Annotated in this window: 14 protein-coding genes; 13 read left to right on the top strand and 1 reads right to left on the bottom strand. The window is 73.0% G+C overall.

The genetic code is table 11. From position 1 onward, the window contains the following. Window positions 1-38 precede the first annotated feature (38 nt). From pdxT to C5508_RS11455, 10 genes are all read left to right on the top strand, one after another. Window positions 39-680 (top strand): pyridoxal 5'-phosphate synthase glutaminase subunit PdxT, encoded by a 642-nt coding sequence (pdxT, locus tag C5508_RS11410; protein ID WP_269801780.1) that lies wholly within the window; start codon window positions 39-41, stop codon window positions 678-680. Next, window positions 677-1438 (top strand): YebC/PmpR family DNA-binding transcriptional regulator, encoded by a 762-nt coding sequence (locus tag C5508_RS11415; RefSeq protein WP_104525070.1) that lies wholly within the window; start codon window positions 677-679, stop codon window positions 1436-1438. Before pdxT ends, C5508_RS11415 begins: the two co-directional genes overlap by 4 nt. 151 nt (window positions 1439-1589) lie before the next feature. Continuing rightward, window positions 1590-2159, top strand: coding sequence for a crossover junction endodeoxyribonuclease RuvC (gene ruvC / locus C5508_RS11420; protein ID WP_104525094.1), 570 nt, complete (start codon window positions 1590-1592; stop codon window positions 2157-2159). Further along, on the top strand, window positions 2156-2794 hold the full coding sequence (gene ruvA / locus C5508_RS11425) for a Holliday junction branch migration protein RuvA (RefSeq protein ID WP_104525071.1): 639 nt from the start codon (window positions 2156-2158) through the stop codon (window positions 2792-2794). The genes ruvC and ruvA overlap by 4 nt, the downstream gene beginning before the upstream one ends. Beyond that, the gene (ruvB, locus tag C5508_RS11430; RefSeq protein WP_104525072.1) at window positions 2791-3915 is read left to right on the top strand and encodes a Holliday junction branch migration DNA helicase RuvB; all 1125 of its coding nucleotides are present in this window, start codon (window positions 2791-2793) and stop codon (window positions 3913-3915) included. Before ruvA ends, ruvB begins: the two co-directional genes overlap by 4 nt. 147 nt (window positions 3916-4062) lie before the next feature. After that, window positions 4063-4377, top strand: a complete 315-nt coding sequence (gene yajC, locus C5508_RS11435; RefSeq protein ID WP_232797067.1) for a preprotein translocase subunit YajC — start codon at window positions 4063-4065, stop codon at window positions 4375-4377. 13 nt (window positions 4378-4390) lie between these two features. Then, a complete protein-coding gene (gene secD, locus C5508_RS11440; RefSeq protein ID WP_104525073.1) occupies window positions 4391-6064 on the top strand; it encodes a protein translocase subunit SecD in 1674 nt (557 codons plus the stop codon). Then, window positions 6061-7377: a protein translocase subunit SecF gene (secF, locus tag C5508_RS11445; RefSeq protein ID WP_104525074.1), complete on the top strand. Its 1317-nt coding sequence runs from the start codon at window positions 6061-6063 to the stop codon at window positions 7375-7377. Before secD ends, secF begins: the two co-directional genes overlap by 4 nt. Next, entirely contained in the window at window positions 7374-7958 is a 585-nt protein-coding gene (locus C5508_RS11450) for an adenine phosphoribosyltransferase (RefSeq protein WP_104525075.1), read from the top strand. The genes secF and C5508_RS11450 overlap by 4 nt, the downstream gene beginning before the upstream one ends. Before the next feature lie 81 nt (window positions 7959-8039). After that, the gene (locus tag C5508_RS11455) at window positions 8040-10469 is read left to right on the top strand and encodes a RelA/SpoT family protein (protein WP_104525076.1); all 2430 of its coding nucleotides are present in this window, start codon (window positions 8040-8042) and stop codon (window positions 10467-10469) included. A 70-nt stretch (window positions 10470-10539) separates the two neighbouring features. Here C5508_RS11455 and C5508_RS11460 read toward each other — a convergent pair whose 3' ends face one another. Beyond that, window positions 10540-11373: a peptidylprolyl isomerase gene (locus C5508_RS11460; protein ID WP_104525096.1), complete on the bottom strand. Its 834-nt coding sequence runs from the start codon at window positions 11371-11373 to the stop codon at window positions 10540-10542. A 148-nt stretch (window positions 11374-11521) separates the two neighbouring features. On the opposite strand from C5508_RS11460, the gene C5508_RS11465 reads away from it, so the two are divergent. From C5508_RS11465 to C5508_RS11475, 3 genes are read left to right on the top strand one after another with little or no spacing between them, the layout of a single operon-like run. Next, window positions 11522-12205, top strand: a complete 684-nt coding sequence (locus C5508_RS11465; protein WP_104525077.1) for an MBL fold metallo-hydrolase — start codon at window positions 11522-11524, stop codon at window positions 12203-12205. Then, window positions 12206-13468 carry a histidine--tRNA ligase gene (hisS, locus tag C5508_RS11470; RefSeq protein ID WP_104525078.1) on the top strand — a complete coding sequence of 421 codons (1263 nt, stop codon included), beginning with the start codon at window positions 12206-12208 and terminating at the stop codon, window positions 13466-13468. Beyond that, on the top strand, window positions 13465-14460 hold the full coding sequence (locus tag C5508_RS11475; RefSeq protein WP_232797068.1) for an aldo/keto reductase: 996 nt from the start codon (window positions 13465-13467) through the stop codon (window positions 14458-14460). Before hisS ends, C5508_RS11475 begins: the two co-directional genes overlap by 4 nt. Window position 14461 lies beyond the last annotated feature (1 nt).

Consider the following 14461-nt stretch of genomic DNA (forward strand, 5'->3'; position numbering starts at 1 on the left):
GGTCGGCGCACCGGGCGGGCAGAGAGCCGGTCATCGGGGTGCTGGCCCTCCAGGGTGACGTGCGCGAGCACATCGCCGCGCTGCAGGCCGAAGGCGCGGAGGCCCGCCCGGTGCGCCGACCCGAGGAGCTCGCCGGTGTCGACGGGATCGTCGTCCCCGGCGGGGAGTCCACCACCATCGCCAACCTGGCCGCCCGGTTCGGGTTGCTGGAACCGCTGCGCGACGCCGTGCGCTCCGGGCTGCCCGCGTACGGCAGCTGCGCGGGGATGATCCTGCTCGCCGACCGGCTGCTCGACGCCTCGCCGGACCAGAAGACCCTGGGCGGGCTGGACGTCACCGTGCGGCGCAACGCCTTCGGCCGGCAGACGGACTCCTTCGAGTCGACCGTGCGGTTCGCCGGTGTCGACGGGCCGTCGCTGCACGCCGTCTTCATCCGGGCGCCGTGGGTCGAGGAGGCCGCCGAGGACGTGGAGGTGCTCGGCCGGGTCGAGGGCGGACCGGCCGACGGTAGGATCGTCGCGGTCCGCCAGCGCAACGTGGTGGCCACCAGCTTCCACCCGGAACTGACCGGGGACCGCCGGGTGCACGCGCTGTTCGTCGACATCGTGCGCCGTCACCTGGCCCAGCAGGCCGACGTCGGCACGGGAGGCCCGGCCGGGGACGAGAGGGGACAGTCGTGAGTGGCCACTCCAAGTGGGCGACGACGAAGCACAAGAAGGCCGGGATCGACGCCAAGCGCGGCAAGCTCTTCGCCAAGCTGATCAAGAACATCGAGGTCGCGGCGCGCACCGGCGGCGGCGACCCGAGCGGCAACCCGACGCTGTTCGACGCCATCCAGAAGGCCAAGAAGAGCTCGGTCCCCAACGACAACATCGACCGCGCCGTCAAGCGCGGTTCGGGCGCCGAGGCCGGTGGCGTCGACTACCAGGGCATCACCTACGAGGGCTACGCGGCCGCCGGGGTCGCGGTGCTCATCGAGTGCCTGACCGACAACAAGAACCGGTCGGCCATGGAGGTCCGCACCGCCATGAGCCGCAACGGCGGCTCGATGGCCGACCCCGGCTCGGTCTCCTACCTCTTCTCCCGCAAGGGCGTCGTCGTGGTGCCCGCCGCCGACGGGGTGGACGAGGACACCGTGCTCATGGCGGTCCTCGACGCCGGCGCCGAGGAGGTCCGTGACCTCGGCGACACCTTCGAGGTGCTGTGCGAGCCCGGCGACCTCATCGCCGTGCGCACCGCCCTGCAGGACGCCGGCATCGACTACGACTCCGCCGAGGCCGGTTTCCAGCCCAGCGTGCAGGTCGAGCTCGACGAGGACGGTGCGGCGAAGGTCTTCAAGCTGATCGACGCGCTCGAGGACCTCGACGACGTGCAGAACGTCTACGCCAACTACGACGTCTCCGACGAGGTCATGGAGAAGGTCACCGCCGACGCCTAGAAGGACCCCGGTGCCCCCCTCGACTCGCTCCGCTCGTCGTGGGGCCCTGCACCGGGGACCGTTCCAGCACGTCACCAGCGTGTCGCCGTGCGGCGTGCCCTTTCCCGGTTAGCCTCGGTCGAACAAGCGTTCGGCTGACGGGAGCGTGACCATGCGGGTGCTCGGCATCGACCCGGGCCTCACCCGGTGCGGGTGGGGGGTGGTCGACGGACGACCCGGCTCCCGACCGACGGCGATCGGGGTGGGCGTCGTCCGGACGATGCCGGAGCTCGACCTGGAGCTGCGGCTGCTGGAGCTGCACACGGCGGTGACCGCGCTGCTGCGCGAGCACCGGCCCGACGTCGTCGCCATCGAGCGCGTCTTCACCCAGAACAACAAGGGCACCGCCACCGGCACGGCGCAGGCCGCCGGGGTCGCGGCCCTGGCCGCGGCGCAGGCCGACCGGCCCGTCGCCTGGCACACGCCCAGCGAGGTCAAGGCGGCCATCTCGGGCAACGGCCGCGCGGACAAGGAGCAGGTCACCCTCATGGTCACCCGCGTGCTGGGGCTCGCCACCGCCCCGAAGCCCGCCGACGCCGCGGACGCCCTGGCGCTGGCCGTGTGCCATGCCTGGCGCGGTCCTGCGCAGCAGCGGCTGCGCAGCGCCGCCATCGCCGGCGGCATCGGCGCACCCGTCGTGCAGCGGACCCTGCCCCGCTGGCAGGGGGTGGCGGCCCGATGATCGCCTCGGTCAACGGCCGGGTGGCCGCGGTCGGCCCCGACGGTGCCGTCGTCGAGATCGGCGGCATCGGCCTCGCGGTGCAGTGCACGCCGGGCACCATCGCCCGGCTGCAGGTGGGGGAGTTCGCCCGCCTGGCCACGAGCCTGGTGGTGCGCGAGGACTCGCTCACCCTCTACGGCTTCGCCGACGACGACGAGCGGCAGCTGTTCGAGCTGCTGCAGACGGCCAACGGGGTCGGGCCGCGGCTGGCCCAGGCGATCCTCGCGATCCACCCGCCGCGGGAGGTCCGGCGCGCGGTCACGATGGCCGACCTCAAGGCGCTCATGCAGGTGCCCGGCATCGGGAAGAAGGGCGCCGAGCGGCTGGTGCTCGAGCTCCGTGACCGGCTGGGCTCCACGTCGGTCGACGCCTCGCTCGACGCACCGGTCCCGGCCGGGCTGCCGGCCGTCACCCCGGTCGCCCCGTGGCGGGACCAGCTGACCTCGGCGCTCGTGGGTCTGGGCTGGAGCCCGAAGGAGGCCGAGGGTGCGGTGGTCCAGCTCGCGCCCGTCGCCGACGAGCAGATCCTCGCCACCGGCGGGGTCGAGGTCGCCGTCCTGCTGCGGCAGGCGCTCCAGCTGCTGGGTAGGGCATGAGTGCCCCGTTCGACCGGTCGCTGACCGGCGAGCTGGCCGTCGGCGACGGCCAGGACTGGGCGGTCTCCCCGCAGGCCGGTGACGAGGAGCGGGTCGTCGAGTCGGCGCTGCGCCCGCACTCGCTGCACGACTTCATCGGCCAGCCGAAGGTCTCCCGCCAGCTGGCGCTGGTCCTGGAGGGCGCGAAGCGCCGCGGCCGCACGCCCGACCACGTGCTGCTCTCCGGTCCGCCCGGGCTGGGCAAGACCAGCCTCGCGCTGATCATCGGCTCGGAGCTGGGCACCTCGGTGAAGATCACCAGCGGCCCGGCGATCGAGCGCTCCGGCGACCTCGCGGCCATGCTGTCCAACCTCGCGCCCGGCGACGTGCTGTTCATCGACGAGATCCACCGCATCGCCCGGCCGGCCGAGGAACTGCTCTACATGGCGATGGAGGACTTCCGGGTCGACGTCGTCGTCGGCAAGGGGCCCGGGGCCACGGCCATCCCGCTGGAGATCAACCCGTTCACGCTCGTCGGGGCCACCACGCGCGCCGGCCTGCTGACCGGCCCGCTGCGCGACCGGTTCGGCTTCGTCGGCCAGATGGAGTTCTACGAGACCGCCGACCTGGAGCGGGTGCTGGCGCGCAGCGCCGACCTGCTGGGGGTCGAACTCACCGCGGAGGGGTCGACGGAGATCGCCGGCCGGTCGCGGGGCACACCGCGGATCGCCAACCGGCTGCTGCGCCGCGTCCGCGACTACGCGGAGGTGGAGGCCGACGGCCGGGTCACCCGCGAGGTGGCCGAGGCGGCGCTCGCGCTCTACGACGTCGACCACCTTGGGCTGGACCGCCTCGACCGCGCCGTGCTGGAGGCGCTGGTCGTGAAGTTCGGCGGCGGGCCGGTCGGCGTCGCGACGCTGGCGGTGGCGGTGGGGGAGGAGCCGCACACCGTCGAGGAGGTGTGCGAGCCGTTCCTGGTCCGGGCCGGTCTGCTGGCGCGCACGCCCCGAGGTCGGGTGGCCACCGAGGTGGCCTGGCAGCACCTCGGGCAGCCGCTACCCCGCGGTGGGGCCCCCCTCGGTCGGGTCACAGCAGACCCACAGGTTCCGGGGTCGTCGTCAGAAGCCCTGTTCGACGCCTAGACTCCCCGACGCTGGCGCGCAACTCGCAGGCCGGGCCGTGCGCGTCCCGTCTGGTCGCCGCGCGCGCCGGTGCCGACGTACCCGAGCGGATCCCTCCCGGACCGCACCGACCGCGGTCGACCGACGCGGTAGAGAGGCACACCTGTCGTGGAGCAGTTCTTCCCGTTCATCCTCCTGGCCGTCATGCTGGTGGTGCTCATCGTGCTGCCGGCGCGGCAGCGCAAGCGCATGCAGGAGCAGGCCGCCACGATGCAGGCCGCTCTGGAGATCGGCACGCCGGTCATGACCACCAGCGGCATCCACGGGACGATCGCCGGGCTCGGTGACACCACGGTCGACCTGGAGATCGCTCCCGGGGTCGTCGTGACCATCATCCGCCAGGCGATCCTCGAGGTGCGCCGTCCTGCCGAGCCGACGGCGGTGGCCGACGACCCGGCCCGCCCGGCCGACGGCACCGTCTGACCAGGAGAACACCGTGGCCAACCGTCCGGCCCCGGCGAGGGGCTACTTCGCCGCGCTGATCGCGATCATCGCGCTCATCTACGGCCTCGTCTTCTTCGTGGGCGACACCCGTACCCCGCAGCTCGGGCTCGACCTGCGCGGCGGCACGACCGTCACGCTGTCCGCCCGCACGCCGGACGGCCAGGCGCCGGCCCAGGAGGACCTGGAGCTCGCCCGCCGGATCATCGAGCAGCGGGTCAACGGTCTCGGCGTCGCCGAGGCCGAGGTGGTCACCGAGGGCGACTCGAACATCGTCATCTCGGTCCCGGGTGAGGATGGCGAGCAGGCGCGCGAGCTCGGCGCCACCGCCCAGCTGCGGTTCCGCCCGGTCCTGTCCGGGCCGGAGCCGGCGGCCCCGGCCGAGGAGCCGGCGGAGGGTGACGCGGCCACGCCGACCGATGCGGCTCCGCCGACCGACGGCGCCGAGACCGCCGACGGCAGCGCGGAGGGCGACGCCGCCGAGACCGGCGACGAGTCCGCCGCACCCGCCACCCCGACCGACACCGACGGTGCGGTCGAGGACCCGGCGCTGCCCGACCCGGACGCTCCCGCGGTGACGCTGGAGGAGGCCTCGGCGGCCTACGCGACGCTCACCTGCGACGCGGAGAACGTCACCGGCGAGACCTCGCGTCCGGGCGACCACGTGGCCGCGTGCACCGAGGACGGCACCGCGAAGTACCTGCTCGGCCCCACGATCATCGAGGGCACCGAGATCGACGACGCCGCCGCCGCGACCGATCCCTCCGACGGCAGCTGGATCGTCCTGCTGGACTTCAAGACCGGGGGACGCGAGACCTGGGCGGCCTACACCGCCGCGAACGTCGGCAAGAACGTCGCCTTCACCCTCGACGGCCGGGTCATCTCCGCACCCACCATCCAGGGCGCCATCAACGGGCAGACCACCATCACCGGGCAGTTCGACCAGGAGTCGGCGACGGAGCTGGCCAACCAGCTCAGGTACGGCGCCCTCCCGCTGACCTTCACCCAGGCCACGGCGCAGTCCATCTCGACCGAGCTGGGGGAGGAGCAGCTGCAGGCCGGCCTCATCGCCGGTGCCATCGGGATCGCGCTGGTCTTCTTGTACGCGCTCATCTACTACCGGCTGCTCGGCCTGGTGATGATCGCCAGCCTGCTGCTCTCGGCCGTCGTGGTCTACGGCTGCCTGGTGCTGCTGGGCCGGGAGATCGGCTTCACGCTGAGCCTGGCCGGGATCGCGGGGTTCATCGTCTCGATCGGCATCACCGCCGACTCGTTCGTCGTCTACTTCGAACGGCTCAAGGACGAGATCCGTGAGGGCCGCTCGCTGCGGTCGGCGGTGCCCCGCGCCTGGGTCCGGGCCCGGCGCACCATCCTCTCGGCGGACGCCGTCAGCTTCCTCGCCGCGGCGATCCTGTACCTGCTGGCGATCGGTGACGTGAAGGGCTTCGCGTTCACCCTCGGCATGTCCACCGTGCTGGACCTGATCGTCGTCTTCCTCTTCACCCACCCGCTCATGGCGGTGCTGTCGCGGATCAAGTCCTTCGGCAGCAACCGGTTCTCCGGGCTGGGCCAGGTGGAGCACACCCGCCGGTCCGCCCCGCCGGCCCGGGAGCGCGAGCTCGCCGGAGCCGGAGCCGGCACCGGCCGCACGGACAGGAGCACCTCATGACCCGCCCCACCGACCAGGTGCAGCCGACGCCGGACGACGTCCCGGTGGCGGCCGGCGAGGACGCCCTCGCCGACGCCGGGCTGCCCCAGGACCCGGGCGGCGACGCCGAGACGGCGGCGCCCGACGACGGTGGGCGCCGGCGGCGCGGCGGCCTCACCCGCCGCCTCTACAACGGCGAGGCCGGCCTCGACGTCGTCGGGCGCAGCCGGCTGATCTACAAGATCACCGCCGTGGTGCTGATCCTCTGCATCGCCTCGATGGTGTTCCGCGGCTTCAACTTCGGCATCGACTTCGCCGGCGGCAACAGCTTCCGGCTGCCGGGCACCGAGGCCCAGCTCGCCGACGCCCGCACGGCCGCCGAGGACGCCGGTGCCGAGGTGGCCAGCGCGCAGGTCGTCGGTGGCAACACGCTGCTGATCCGCACCGAGAGCCTGGACAACGACGGCGAGCGCGCGGTCGTCGAGGGCCTCGCCGATGCGGCGGGCGTGGCCCCGGACGAGGTGAGCCCCGAGTCGGTGAGCGCCGAGTGGGGCTCGGACATCACCGACCAGGCGCTGATCGCCCTGGCGGTGTTCCTCGTCGCGGTGATCCTCTTCCTGGCGGTGCGCTTCCAGCCCAAGATGGCCGTCGGCGCCATCGCCGCCCTGGTGCACGACATCGTGGTCACCGCGGGCGTCTACTCGCTGATCGGCTTCGAGGTGACGCCGTCGACGGTGGTCGGCTTCCTCACCATCCTGGGGTTCTCGCTCTACGACACCGTCGTCGTCTTCGACAAGGTCGACGAGAACGTCAAGGATCTCGAGCGCAGCGCCCGCATGACGTGGGGCGAGGCGGCGAACCTGGCGGTCAACCAGACGCTGATGCGCTCGATCAACACCTCGGTGATCGCGCTGCTGCCGGTGGCCGGCCTGCTGTTCGTGGGCGCCGGGCTGCTCGGCGTCGGCACGCTCAAGGACCTCGCGCTGGTGCTGTTCGTCGGCCTCGCCGCGGGCGCCTACTCGTCGATCTTCCTGGCGACGCCGATCGTGGCCGACCTCAAGGAGCGGGAGCCCGAGGTGCAGGCCCTCCGCCGGCGTGTGCAGGCGCGCCGCTCGTCGGCGGCCCGCACCGGGGGTGCACCGGCCGGACCGGTGGCCAGCGCCCGGCGCCGCCGCAGCGGTGGCGGTGTCGCGGTGGCGGAGCTGCCCGAGACCGTGGACGCCGACGTCGTCGTCGAGTCGCCGTCCTCGGTGCGACCGGAGCGCGGGCACGGTGCCACCGCCGCGCCGCGACCGGGGGCACGGCCGCAGCGTCCGGGCAAGCGCCGGCGGTGACCGACCAGCCGGTCCAGCCGCTCGACGAGCTCATCGCGAGCCTCACCGTCGACATCCAGGACTACCCGGAACCCGGGGTGCTGTTCCGGGACCTCACGCCGGTGTTCGCCGACGGTCCCGCGTTCCGCCGGGTCGTCGAGGGGCTGGCCGCGCCGGGGGACTCCGATCCGCGGGCGGCGGCGCTGGCCGGGTCCCGGGCGGGGGAGCGCGCCTTCGACGTCGTCGTGGGGGTGGAGGCGCGCGGCTTCCTGCTCGCCGCCGCGGTCGCGCTCGATGCGGGCGTCGGTGTGGTGCCGGTCCGCAAGGCGGGAAAGCTGCCGCGCGAGCGCATCGCGGCCGACTACGACCTCGAGTACGGAACCGCGACGCTGGAGCTGCACGCCGACTCGATCCGACCCGGACAGCGGGTGCTGGTCGTCGACGACGTGCTGGCCACCGGCGGCACGCTCGGCGCCGCCGTCTCGCTGGTGGAGCAGCTGGGCGGTGTCGTGAGTGCGGTGGCTGTCGTGGTGGAGCTGGCCGCCCTGAGCGGACGCGAGAAGCTGGTGCCGCACACGGTGCACTCGCTCTGGCTGACCTGACCGCCGGGCGCGGCCATGGGGCACGCCGTCCCGGTAGCATGGGGAAGGGTTCTTCCCTCCTCGAAACCTGTAGGAGCAGCCGTGGCCTCCGAAGTAGCCGCTGACGCGGCTCCCGCGCGGCCCGGCGCGGTGGAGACCGATGGGGAACCGCCCGTCCGGAGCCCGCTCCCCGAGCGCCCCGTCGTGCGCCGTCCCGACGACGTGGGCGCCGAGCCGGTCGACCCGGAGTCCGGTGCGCCCCGCCGCCGGGTGCGCGACCGCCTGGCCCGCCGTATCGTGGCCGGGCAGCGCAGCGCGCTGGTGCGGCCGGTGCTCGAGCCGCTGGCGGCGCTGCACCGGCAGAGCCATCCGAAGGCCGATCTCGGCCTCCTGCAGCGGGCCTACGACGTGGCCGAGGCGGCGCACAGCAACCAGAAACGCAAGAGCGGCGACCCCTACATCACCCATCCGCTCGCCGTGGCCACCATCCTGGCCGGGCTCGGGATGGACACGACGACGCTGATCGCGGCCCTGCTGCACGACACCGTCGAGGACACCGGCGTCACGCTGGAGACGATCACCACCGACTTCGGCTCGGAGGTCGCGCACCTCGTCGACGGCGTCACCAAGATCGACCGGGTCAAGCTGGGCGACGCCGCCCAGGCCGAGACGATCCGCAAGATGATCGTGGCGATGGCCCGGGACCCGCGGGTGCTCGTGATCAAGCTGGCCGACCGGCTGCACAACATGCGCACGCTGCGCTTCCTCCCGCCCGAGAAGCAGGAGAAGAAGGCGCGCGAGACGCTGGAGATCCTCGCCCCGCTGGCCCACCGGCTGGGCATGAACACCATCAAGTGGGAGCTCGAGGACCTCGCGTTCGCCACGCTGTACCCCAAGCGTTACGACGAGATCGTCCGCCTGGTCGCCGAGCGGGCGCCGTCCCGGGACACCTACCTGGCCGAGGTGACGTCGTCGGTCAGCGAGCAGCTCAAGGCCGCGAAGATCGAGGCCGTCGTCACCGGCCGGCCCAAGCACTACTACTCGATCTACCAGAAGATGATCGTGCGCGGCCGCGACTTCACCGACATCTGGGACCTCGTCGGGATCCGCATCCTGGTCGACTCGGTGCGCGACTGCTACGCCGCGCTGGGCATCATGCACGCCCACTGGCAGCCGGTCCCCGGCCGCTTCAAGGACTTCGTGGCCATGCCGAAGTTCAACATGTACCAGTCGCTGCACACGACGGTCATCGGCCCGCACGGCAAGCCCGTGGAGCTGCAGATCCGCACGCACGACATGCACCGCACCGCCGACTTCGGCATCGCGGCGCACTGGAAGTACAAGGAGAAGGCCCGCGCCGGCGGCAAGCCCAGCGCCGGTGAGTTCGGCGCTCCGGCCAAGCCCGGCACGCCCGACGACATGCTGTGGCTGCGCCAGCTGCTGGACTGGCAGCGCGAGGCGCAGGAGCCCGGCGAGTTCCTGGAGACCCTGCGGTACGACCTCGGGCCGCAGGAGGTCTTCGTCTTCACGCCGAAGGGCGACGTCGTCAGCCTGCCCGGCGAGTCGACGCCGGTGGACTTCGCGTTCGCGGTGCACACCGAGGTCGGCTACCGGACCATCGGCGCCCGGGTGAACGGCTCCCTGGTGTCGCTGGACAGCAAGCTCACCAACGGCGACGTCGTGGAGATCTTCACCTCCAAGTCGCCGACGGCCGGCCCGTCGAAGGACTGGCTGTCGTTCGTCGGCTCGTCCCGGGCCCGCACCAAGATCCGCCAGTGGTTCACCAAGGAGCGCCGCGAGGACGCCGTCGAGGCCGGCAAGGAGGCCCTGACCCGCGCCATGCGCAAGGCGGGCCTGCCGCTGCAGCGGCTGCTCGGTGGCGAGGCGCTGTCGACGCTGGCGAAGGACCTGCGCTTCGCCGACGTCACCGCGCTGTACGCGGCGGTGGGGGAAAACCAGGTGTCGGCCGCGTCGGTGGTCGAGAAGCTCATGGTGGCGCTCGGCGGCAGCGAGGGCGCCACCGAGGACATCGCCGAGACCGCGATCCCGACCCGCCGGCCCACGCCGCGGCGCAGCGCCAGCGGGGACCCGGGCGTCGTCGTCCACGGGATGACCGACGTGTGGGCCAAGCTGGCCAAGTGCTGCACGCCGGTGCCCGGTGACGCCATCCTCGGGTTCGTCACCCGGGGCGGCGGGGTCAGCGTGCACCGCACCGACTGCACCAACGCCGGGGATCTGCGGAGCAAGCCCGAGCGGCTGGTCGAGGTCGAGTGGGGCAACCAGCCGGGCGCGATGTTCCTCGTGGCGATCCAGGTCGAGGCGCTGGACCGGCACCGGCTGCTCTCCGACGTGACCAAGGCGCTGGCCGACGAGCGGGTGAACATCCTGTCGGCGTCGGTGCAGACGAGCCGCGACCGCGTGGCGATCAGCCGGTTCACCTTCGAGCTGGCCGACCCCGCGCACCTCGGCGCGGTGCTGCAGACGGTGCGCAACGTCGACGGCGTCTTCGACGTGGAGCGCGTCACCGCCTAGCCCGCCTCCCGATGACGAGAGCGCCGGTACCCACAGGGGTACCGGCGCTCTCGTCGTTCGAGCGGTGGGGTCAGACGACGGACATGTCGGTGATCGTCACCGGGATGTTCGGTGGGCCGTCGCCGGGACCCTCCGCGCCCTGCACGCCGCCGGCCGCGACCTTGTCGAGAACGGCGAGCCCGGCCTCGTCGATGGTCCCGACCACCGTGTACTCCGGGGGCAGGGTGACGTCGGTGAAGCAGAGGAAGAACTGGCCGCCGGTGGTGTTCGGCGCGCTGGTCTTCGCCATCGCGATCGTGCCGCGCGGGTAGGTCGTCTCCGGCGTGACCTCTTCGGCGTACTTGTAGGTCGGCCCGCCGGAGCCGGTGCCCGTCGGGTCGCCGCACTGCAGGAGGCCGAAGGACTCCGCGGTGCTCAGCCGGTGGCAGGGCGTGTTGTCGTAGAAGTCCGCCTGCGTGAGGTGCACGAAGCTGGCCGCCGCGCACGGGGCCTTGGCGCGGTCCAGGGTCAGGGTGAGGTCGCCCTGGTCGGTGGCCATGCGCAGGGTGGCGGTGCCCTGCGTCGGCGTCGCCTCGGGGGTGGCCGGGGTGCCGACGTCGGCGAGGTTCGGGTTGCCGCTCTCGTCGGGCAGGTACTCGCAGCTCACCGTGCCGTCGGGGTTGGTGGTGCGCGCCGCGGACGACGTGGCGACCGGCTTCGACGGGTCGGCGGCCTGGTTCTCGTCGTCGTCGCCACTGAAGACGCCGGTGATCAGCAGCGCGGCGCCGACGACCACGACGACGGCGAGCGCGGTCAGCAGGATGCCCAGGTTGCGACGGCGCTTCTTGGCGAGCTCTGCGCGGCGCTCCAGCTGACGCTGCAGGTGGCGCTGCGCGGCTTCCCGCCGCTGCTTGTTCGTGGGCACGGGTGCGAACTCCTCGGGCATGCGTGGTGCGGAGGGTGCGGCCGGCGAGCGGCCGTCGAGCGCGGTTCGGGCTCGGAGTCTAGGCGGCGCCCCTGGGCGCTCCCTGGCAGCACCAGGGAGCCCCGGCGCACCCGCGTAACCTGCACGGGTGCTCATCCGCTCCTTCCCCGCCGGCGCGTTCGGCACCAACTGCTACGCCGTCGCCTCCGGGCCCGGGCAGGAGTGCGTCGTCGTCGACCCCGGCATGGACGCGGTCGAGCCCCTGGCCCGCATGCTGGCCGACGACGGGCTCAAGCCGGTCGCGGTCGTCCTCACCCACGGGCACCTGGACCACACGTTCTCCGTGCTCCCCGTGTGCGACGGCTACGACATCCCCGCCTACCTGCACCCGCTGGACTCCGGGATGCTGTCGGACCCGGCCCGCTGGCACGGTCCGCAGCTCGCCCCGCTGATCAGCGGCGTCGCGCTGCCCGACCCGACCGACGTGCTGCCGCTGGACGACGGCGCCGTCCTGTCGCTGGCCGGGGTGGACCTGACCGTGCGGCACGCCCCCGGGCACACCCGCGGGTCGGTGATGTTCAGCGTCGACCTGGGCGAGGCGCCCGGGCTGCTGGCCGGCGACGTCCTCTTCGCCGGATCGGTGGGCCGCGTCGACCTCCCGGGCGGCTCGTGGGACGACATGCTCCGCTCGCTGCGCGACGTCGTCCTGCCGCTGGACGACGAGACGGTCGTGCTGCCCGGCCACGGCCCGGCGACGACGATCGGCCGCGAGCGCGCGAGCAATCCCTACCTGGCCGAGGCCACCTCCGCACCGAAGGGACGAGGTCTCTAGATGGCCGGCATGACCGCCCCCAAGGGCACGTTCGACACGCTGCCGCCGGACTCCGCGCGGTTCCTCGCCGTCCGCGACACCCTCACCGCGCCGCTGCGGCGGGCGGGCTACGGCTACGTCGAGACGCCGGTGTTCGAGGAGACCGCCGTCTTCTCCCGCGGCGTCGGTGAGTCCACCGACGTCGTCACCAAGGAGATGTACACCTTCTCCGACCGGGGCGGTCGCTCGCTGACCCTCCGTCCCGAGCTCACCGCCGGGCTGATGCGGGCCTTCATCGAGCACCGCCTGCACGACGGCGCGCTGCCGGTGAAGCTGTGGACCGTCGGCTCGGCGTTCCGCTACGAGCGCCCGCAGGCCGGTCGGTACCGCCACTTCACCCAGGTGGACATGGAGGCCCTCGGCACCGACGACCCGGCGCTGGACGCCGAGGTCGTGGCCCTGGGCGTGCAGGGCTTCCGCGACCTGGGGCTGACCGACTTCGAGCTGCTGCTCACCTCGCTCGGCGACAGCACCTGCCGGCCGCAGTACCGCGAGCTGCTCGTCGCCTACCTGGACAAGCTGGACCTCGACGAGGAGACCCGCCGGCGCGCGGCGATCAACCCGCTGCGGGTGCTGGACGACAAGCGGCCCGAGGTGCAGGCGCAGCTCGGCGACGCCCCGCTGATGGTCGACCACCTCTCGGACTCCACCAAGGCGCACTACGACGCCGTCCGCCAGCACCTGACCGACCTCGGGGTGACCTGGACCGAGGCGCCGAAGCTGGTCCGGGGCCTGGACTACTACACGAAGACGACCTTCGAGTTCGTGCACAGGGGCCTGGGCGCGCAGTCGGCGATCGGCGGCGGCGGGCGCTACGACGGGCTGTCGGCGGCGCTCGGCGGGCCGGATCTGTCGGGGATCGGCTACGCCGTCGGCGTCGACCGGACGCTGCTGGCCGTGCAGGCCGAGGGGCTCGACATCGGGGCGACCGCCGGCGTGCAGGCGTTCGTGGTGCCGCTGGGCGCCGAGGCCAAGCGGCTGGCCGTCCGGCTGGTCGGGCAGCTGCGCTCGGCCGGCGTCGCGGCCGACACCGTGTACGGCGACCGCGGGCTCAAGGGCGCGATGAAGGCGGCAGACCGGTCGGGGGCCTCGCATGTCGTCGTCATCGGGGAGCGGGACCTGGCCGAGGGCGTGGGACAGCTCAAGGATCTGCGCACCGGCGAGCAGGTGGCCGTCCCCGTGGGTGAGCTGTTCGACCGGCTGCGTGCGAGTGTGGAGAGGTGACTTCCTCGATGGAGCAGCGGCCGCTGGGGCGGACCGGGGCAGACGTCAGCGTGATCGGCCTGGGCACCTGGCAGCTGGGCGGTGACTGGGGCGACGTGTCCGAGGACGACGCCGCCGACGTCCTCGACGCCGCCCTCGACGCCGGGGTGACCCTGCTCGACACCGCCGACGTCTACGGCGACGGCCGGTCGGAGGAGCGGATCCGCAAGGCCCTCGCGCCGCGCTCGGACCGGCCCTTCGTCGCGACCAAGGCCGGCCGCCGCGCCGACCCGTTCGAGGCCGAGCAGTACACGCCCGAGAACCTGCGCGCCTGGATCGACCGGTCCCGCCGCAACCTCGGCGTCGACACCCTGGACCTGGTCCAGTTGCACTGCCCCCCGCCCGCGGTCTACTCCGACGAGCGCGTGTACGACGCCCTGGACTCGTTCGTGGCCGACGGCGCCATCGCCGCCTACGGCGTCTCGGTGGAGACGGTGCAGGAGGGGCTGACCGCGCTGCAGCACGAGGGCGTCGCCACCATCCAGGTCATCCTCAACATCTTCCGGCGCAAGCCGCTCGAGGAGCTGCTGCCCGCCGCCCAGCGCGCCGGCGTCGGCATCCTCGCCCGGGTGCCCCTGGCCAGCGGCCTGCTGACCGGCAAGTACGACGAGTCGACGACGTTCCCCGCCGACGACCACCGGAACTTCAACCGCAACGGTGAGGCCTTCGACGTCGGTGAGACGTTCGCCGGCGTGCCGTTCGAGGTCGGCGTCGCGGCCGCCCGCGAGGTGGCCGTCATCGCCGGCGACGCCGTGCCGACCGCGGCCTTCGCGCTGCGCTGGGTCATCGACCAGCCCGGCGTCACCACCGTCATCCCCGGCGCCCGCACCGTCACGCAGGTGCGCGGCAACGTTGCCGCCGCCTCGATGGCGCCGCTGTCGGACTCCCAGCTCTCCGATCTCGAGCGGCTGTACGACGAGCGCATCCGCGCGCACGTGCACGACCGCTGGTAAC

It is taken from the genome of Blastococcus atacamensis (genome assembly GCF_002938425.1).
GTDB lineage: Bacteria > Actinomycetota > Actinomycetes > Mycobacteriales > Geodermatophilaceae > Blastococcus > Blastococcus atacamensis.

Excerpts from the sequence above, each read along its gene's own strand:
- ruvC (WP_104525094.1), top strand. The coding sequence starts at position 1,590 with ATGCGGGTGCTCGGCATCGACCCGGGCCTCACCCGGTGCGGGTGGGGG.
- hisS (WP_104525078.1), top strand. The coding sequence starts at position 12,206 with ATGGCCGGCATGACCGCCCCCAAGGGCACGTTCGACACGCTGCCGCCG.
- secF (WP_104525074.1), top strand. The coding sequence starts at position 6,061 with ATGACCCGCCCCACCGACCAGGTGCAGCCGACGCCGGACGACGTCCCG.
- ruvA (WP_104525071.1), top strand. The coding sequence starts at position 2,156 with ATGATCGCCTCGGTCAACGGCCGGGTGGCCGCGGTCGGCCCCGACGGT.
- ruvB (WP_104525072.1), top strand. The coding sequence starts at position 2,791 with ATGAGTGCCCCGTTCGACCGGTCGCTGACCGGCGAGCTGGCCGTCGGC.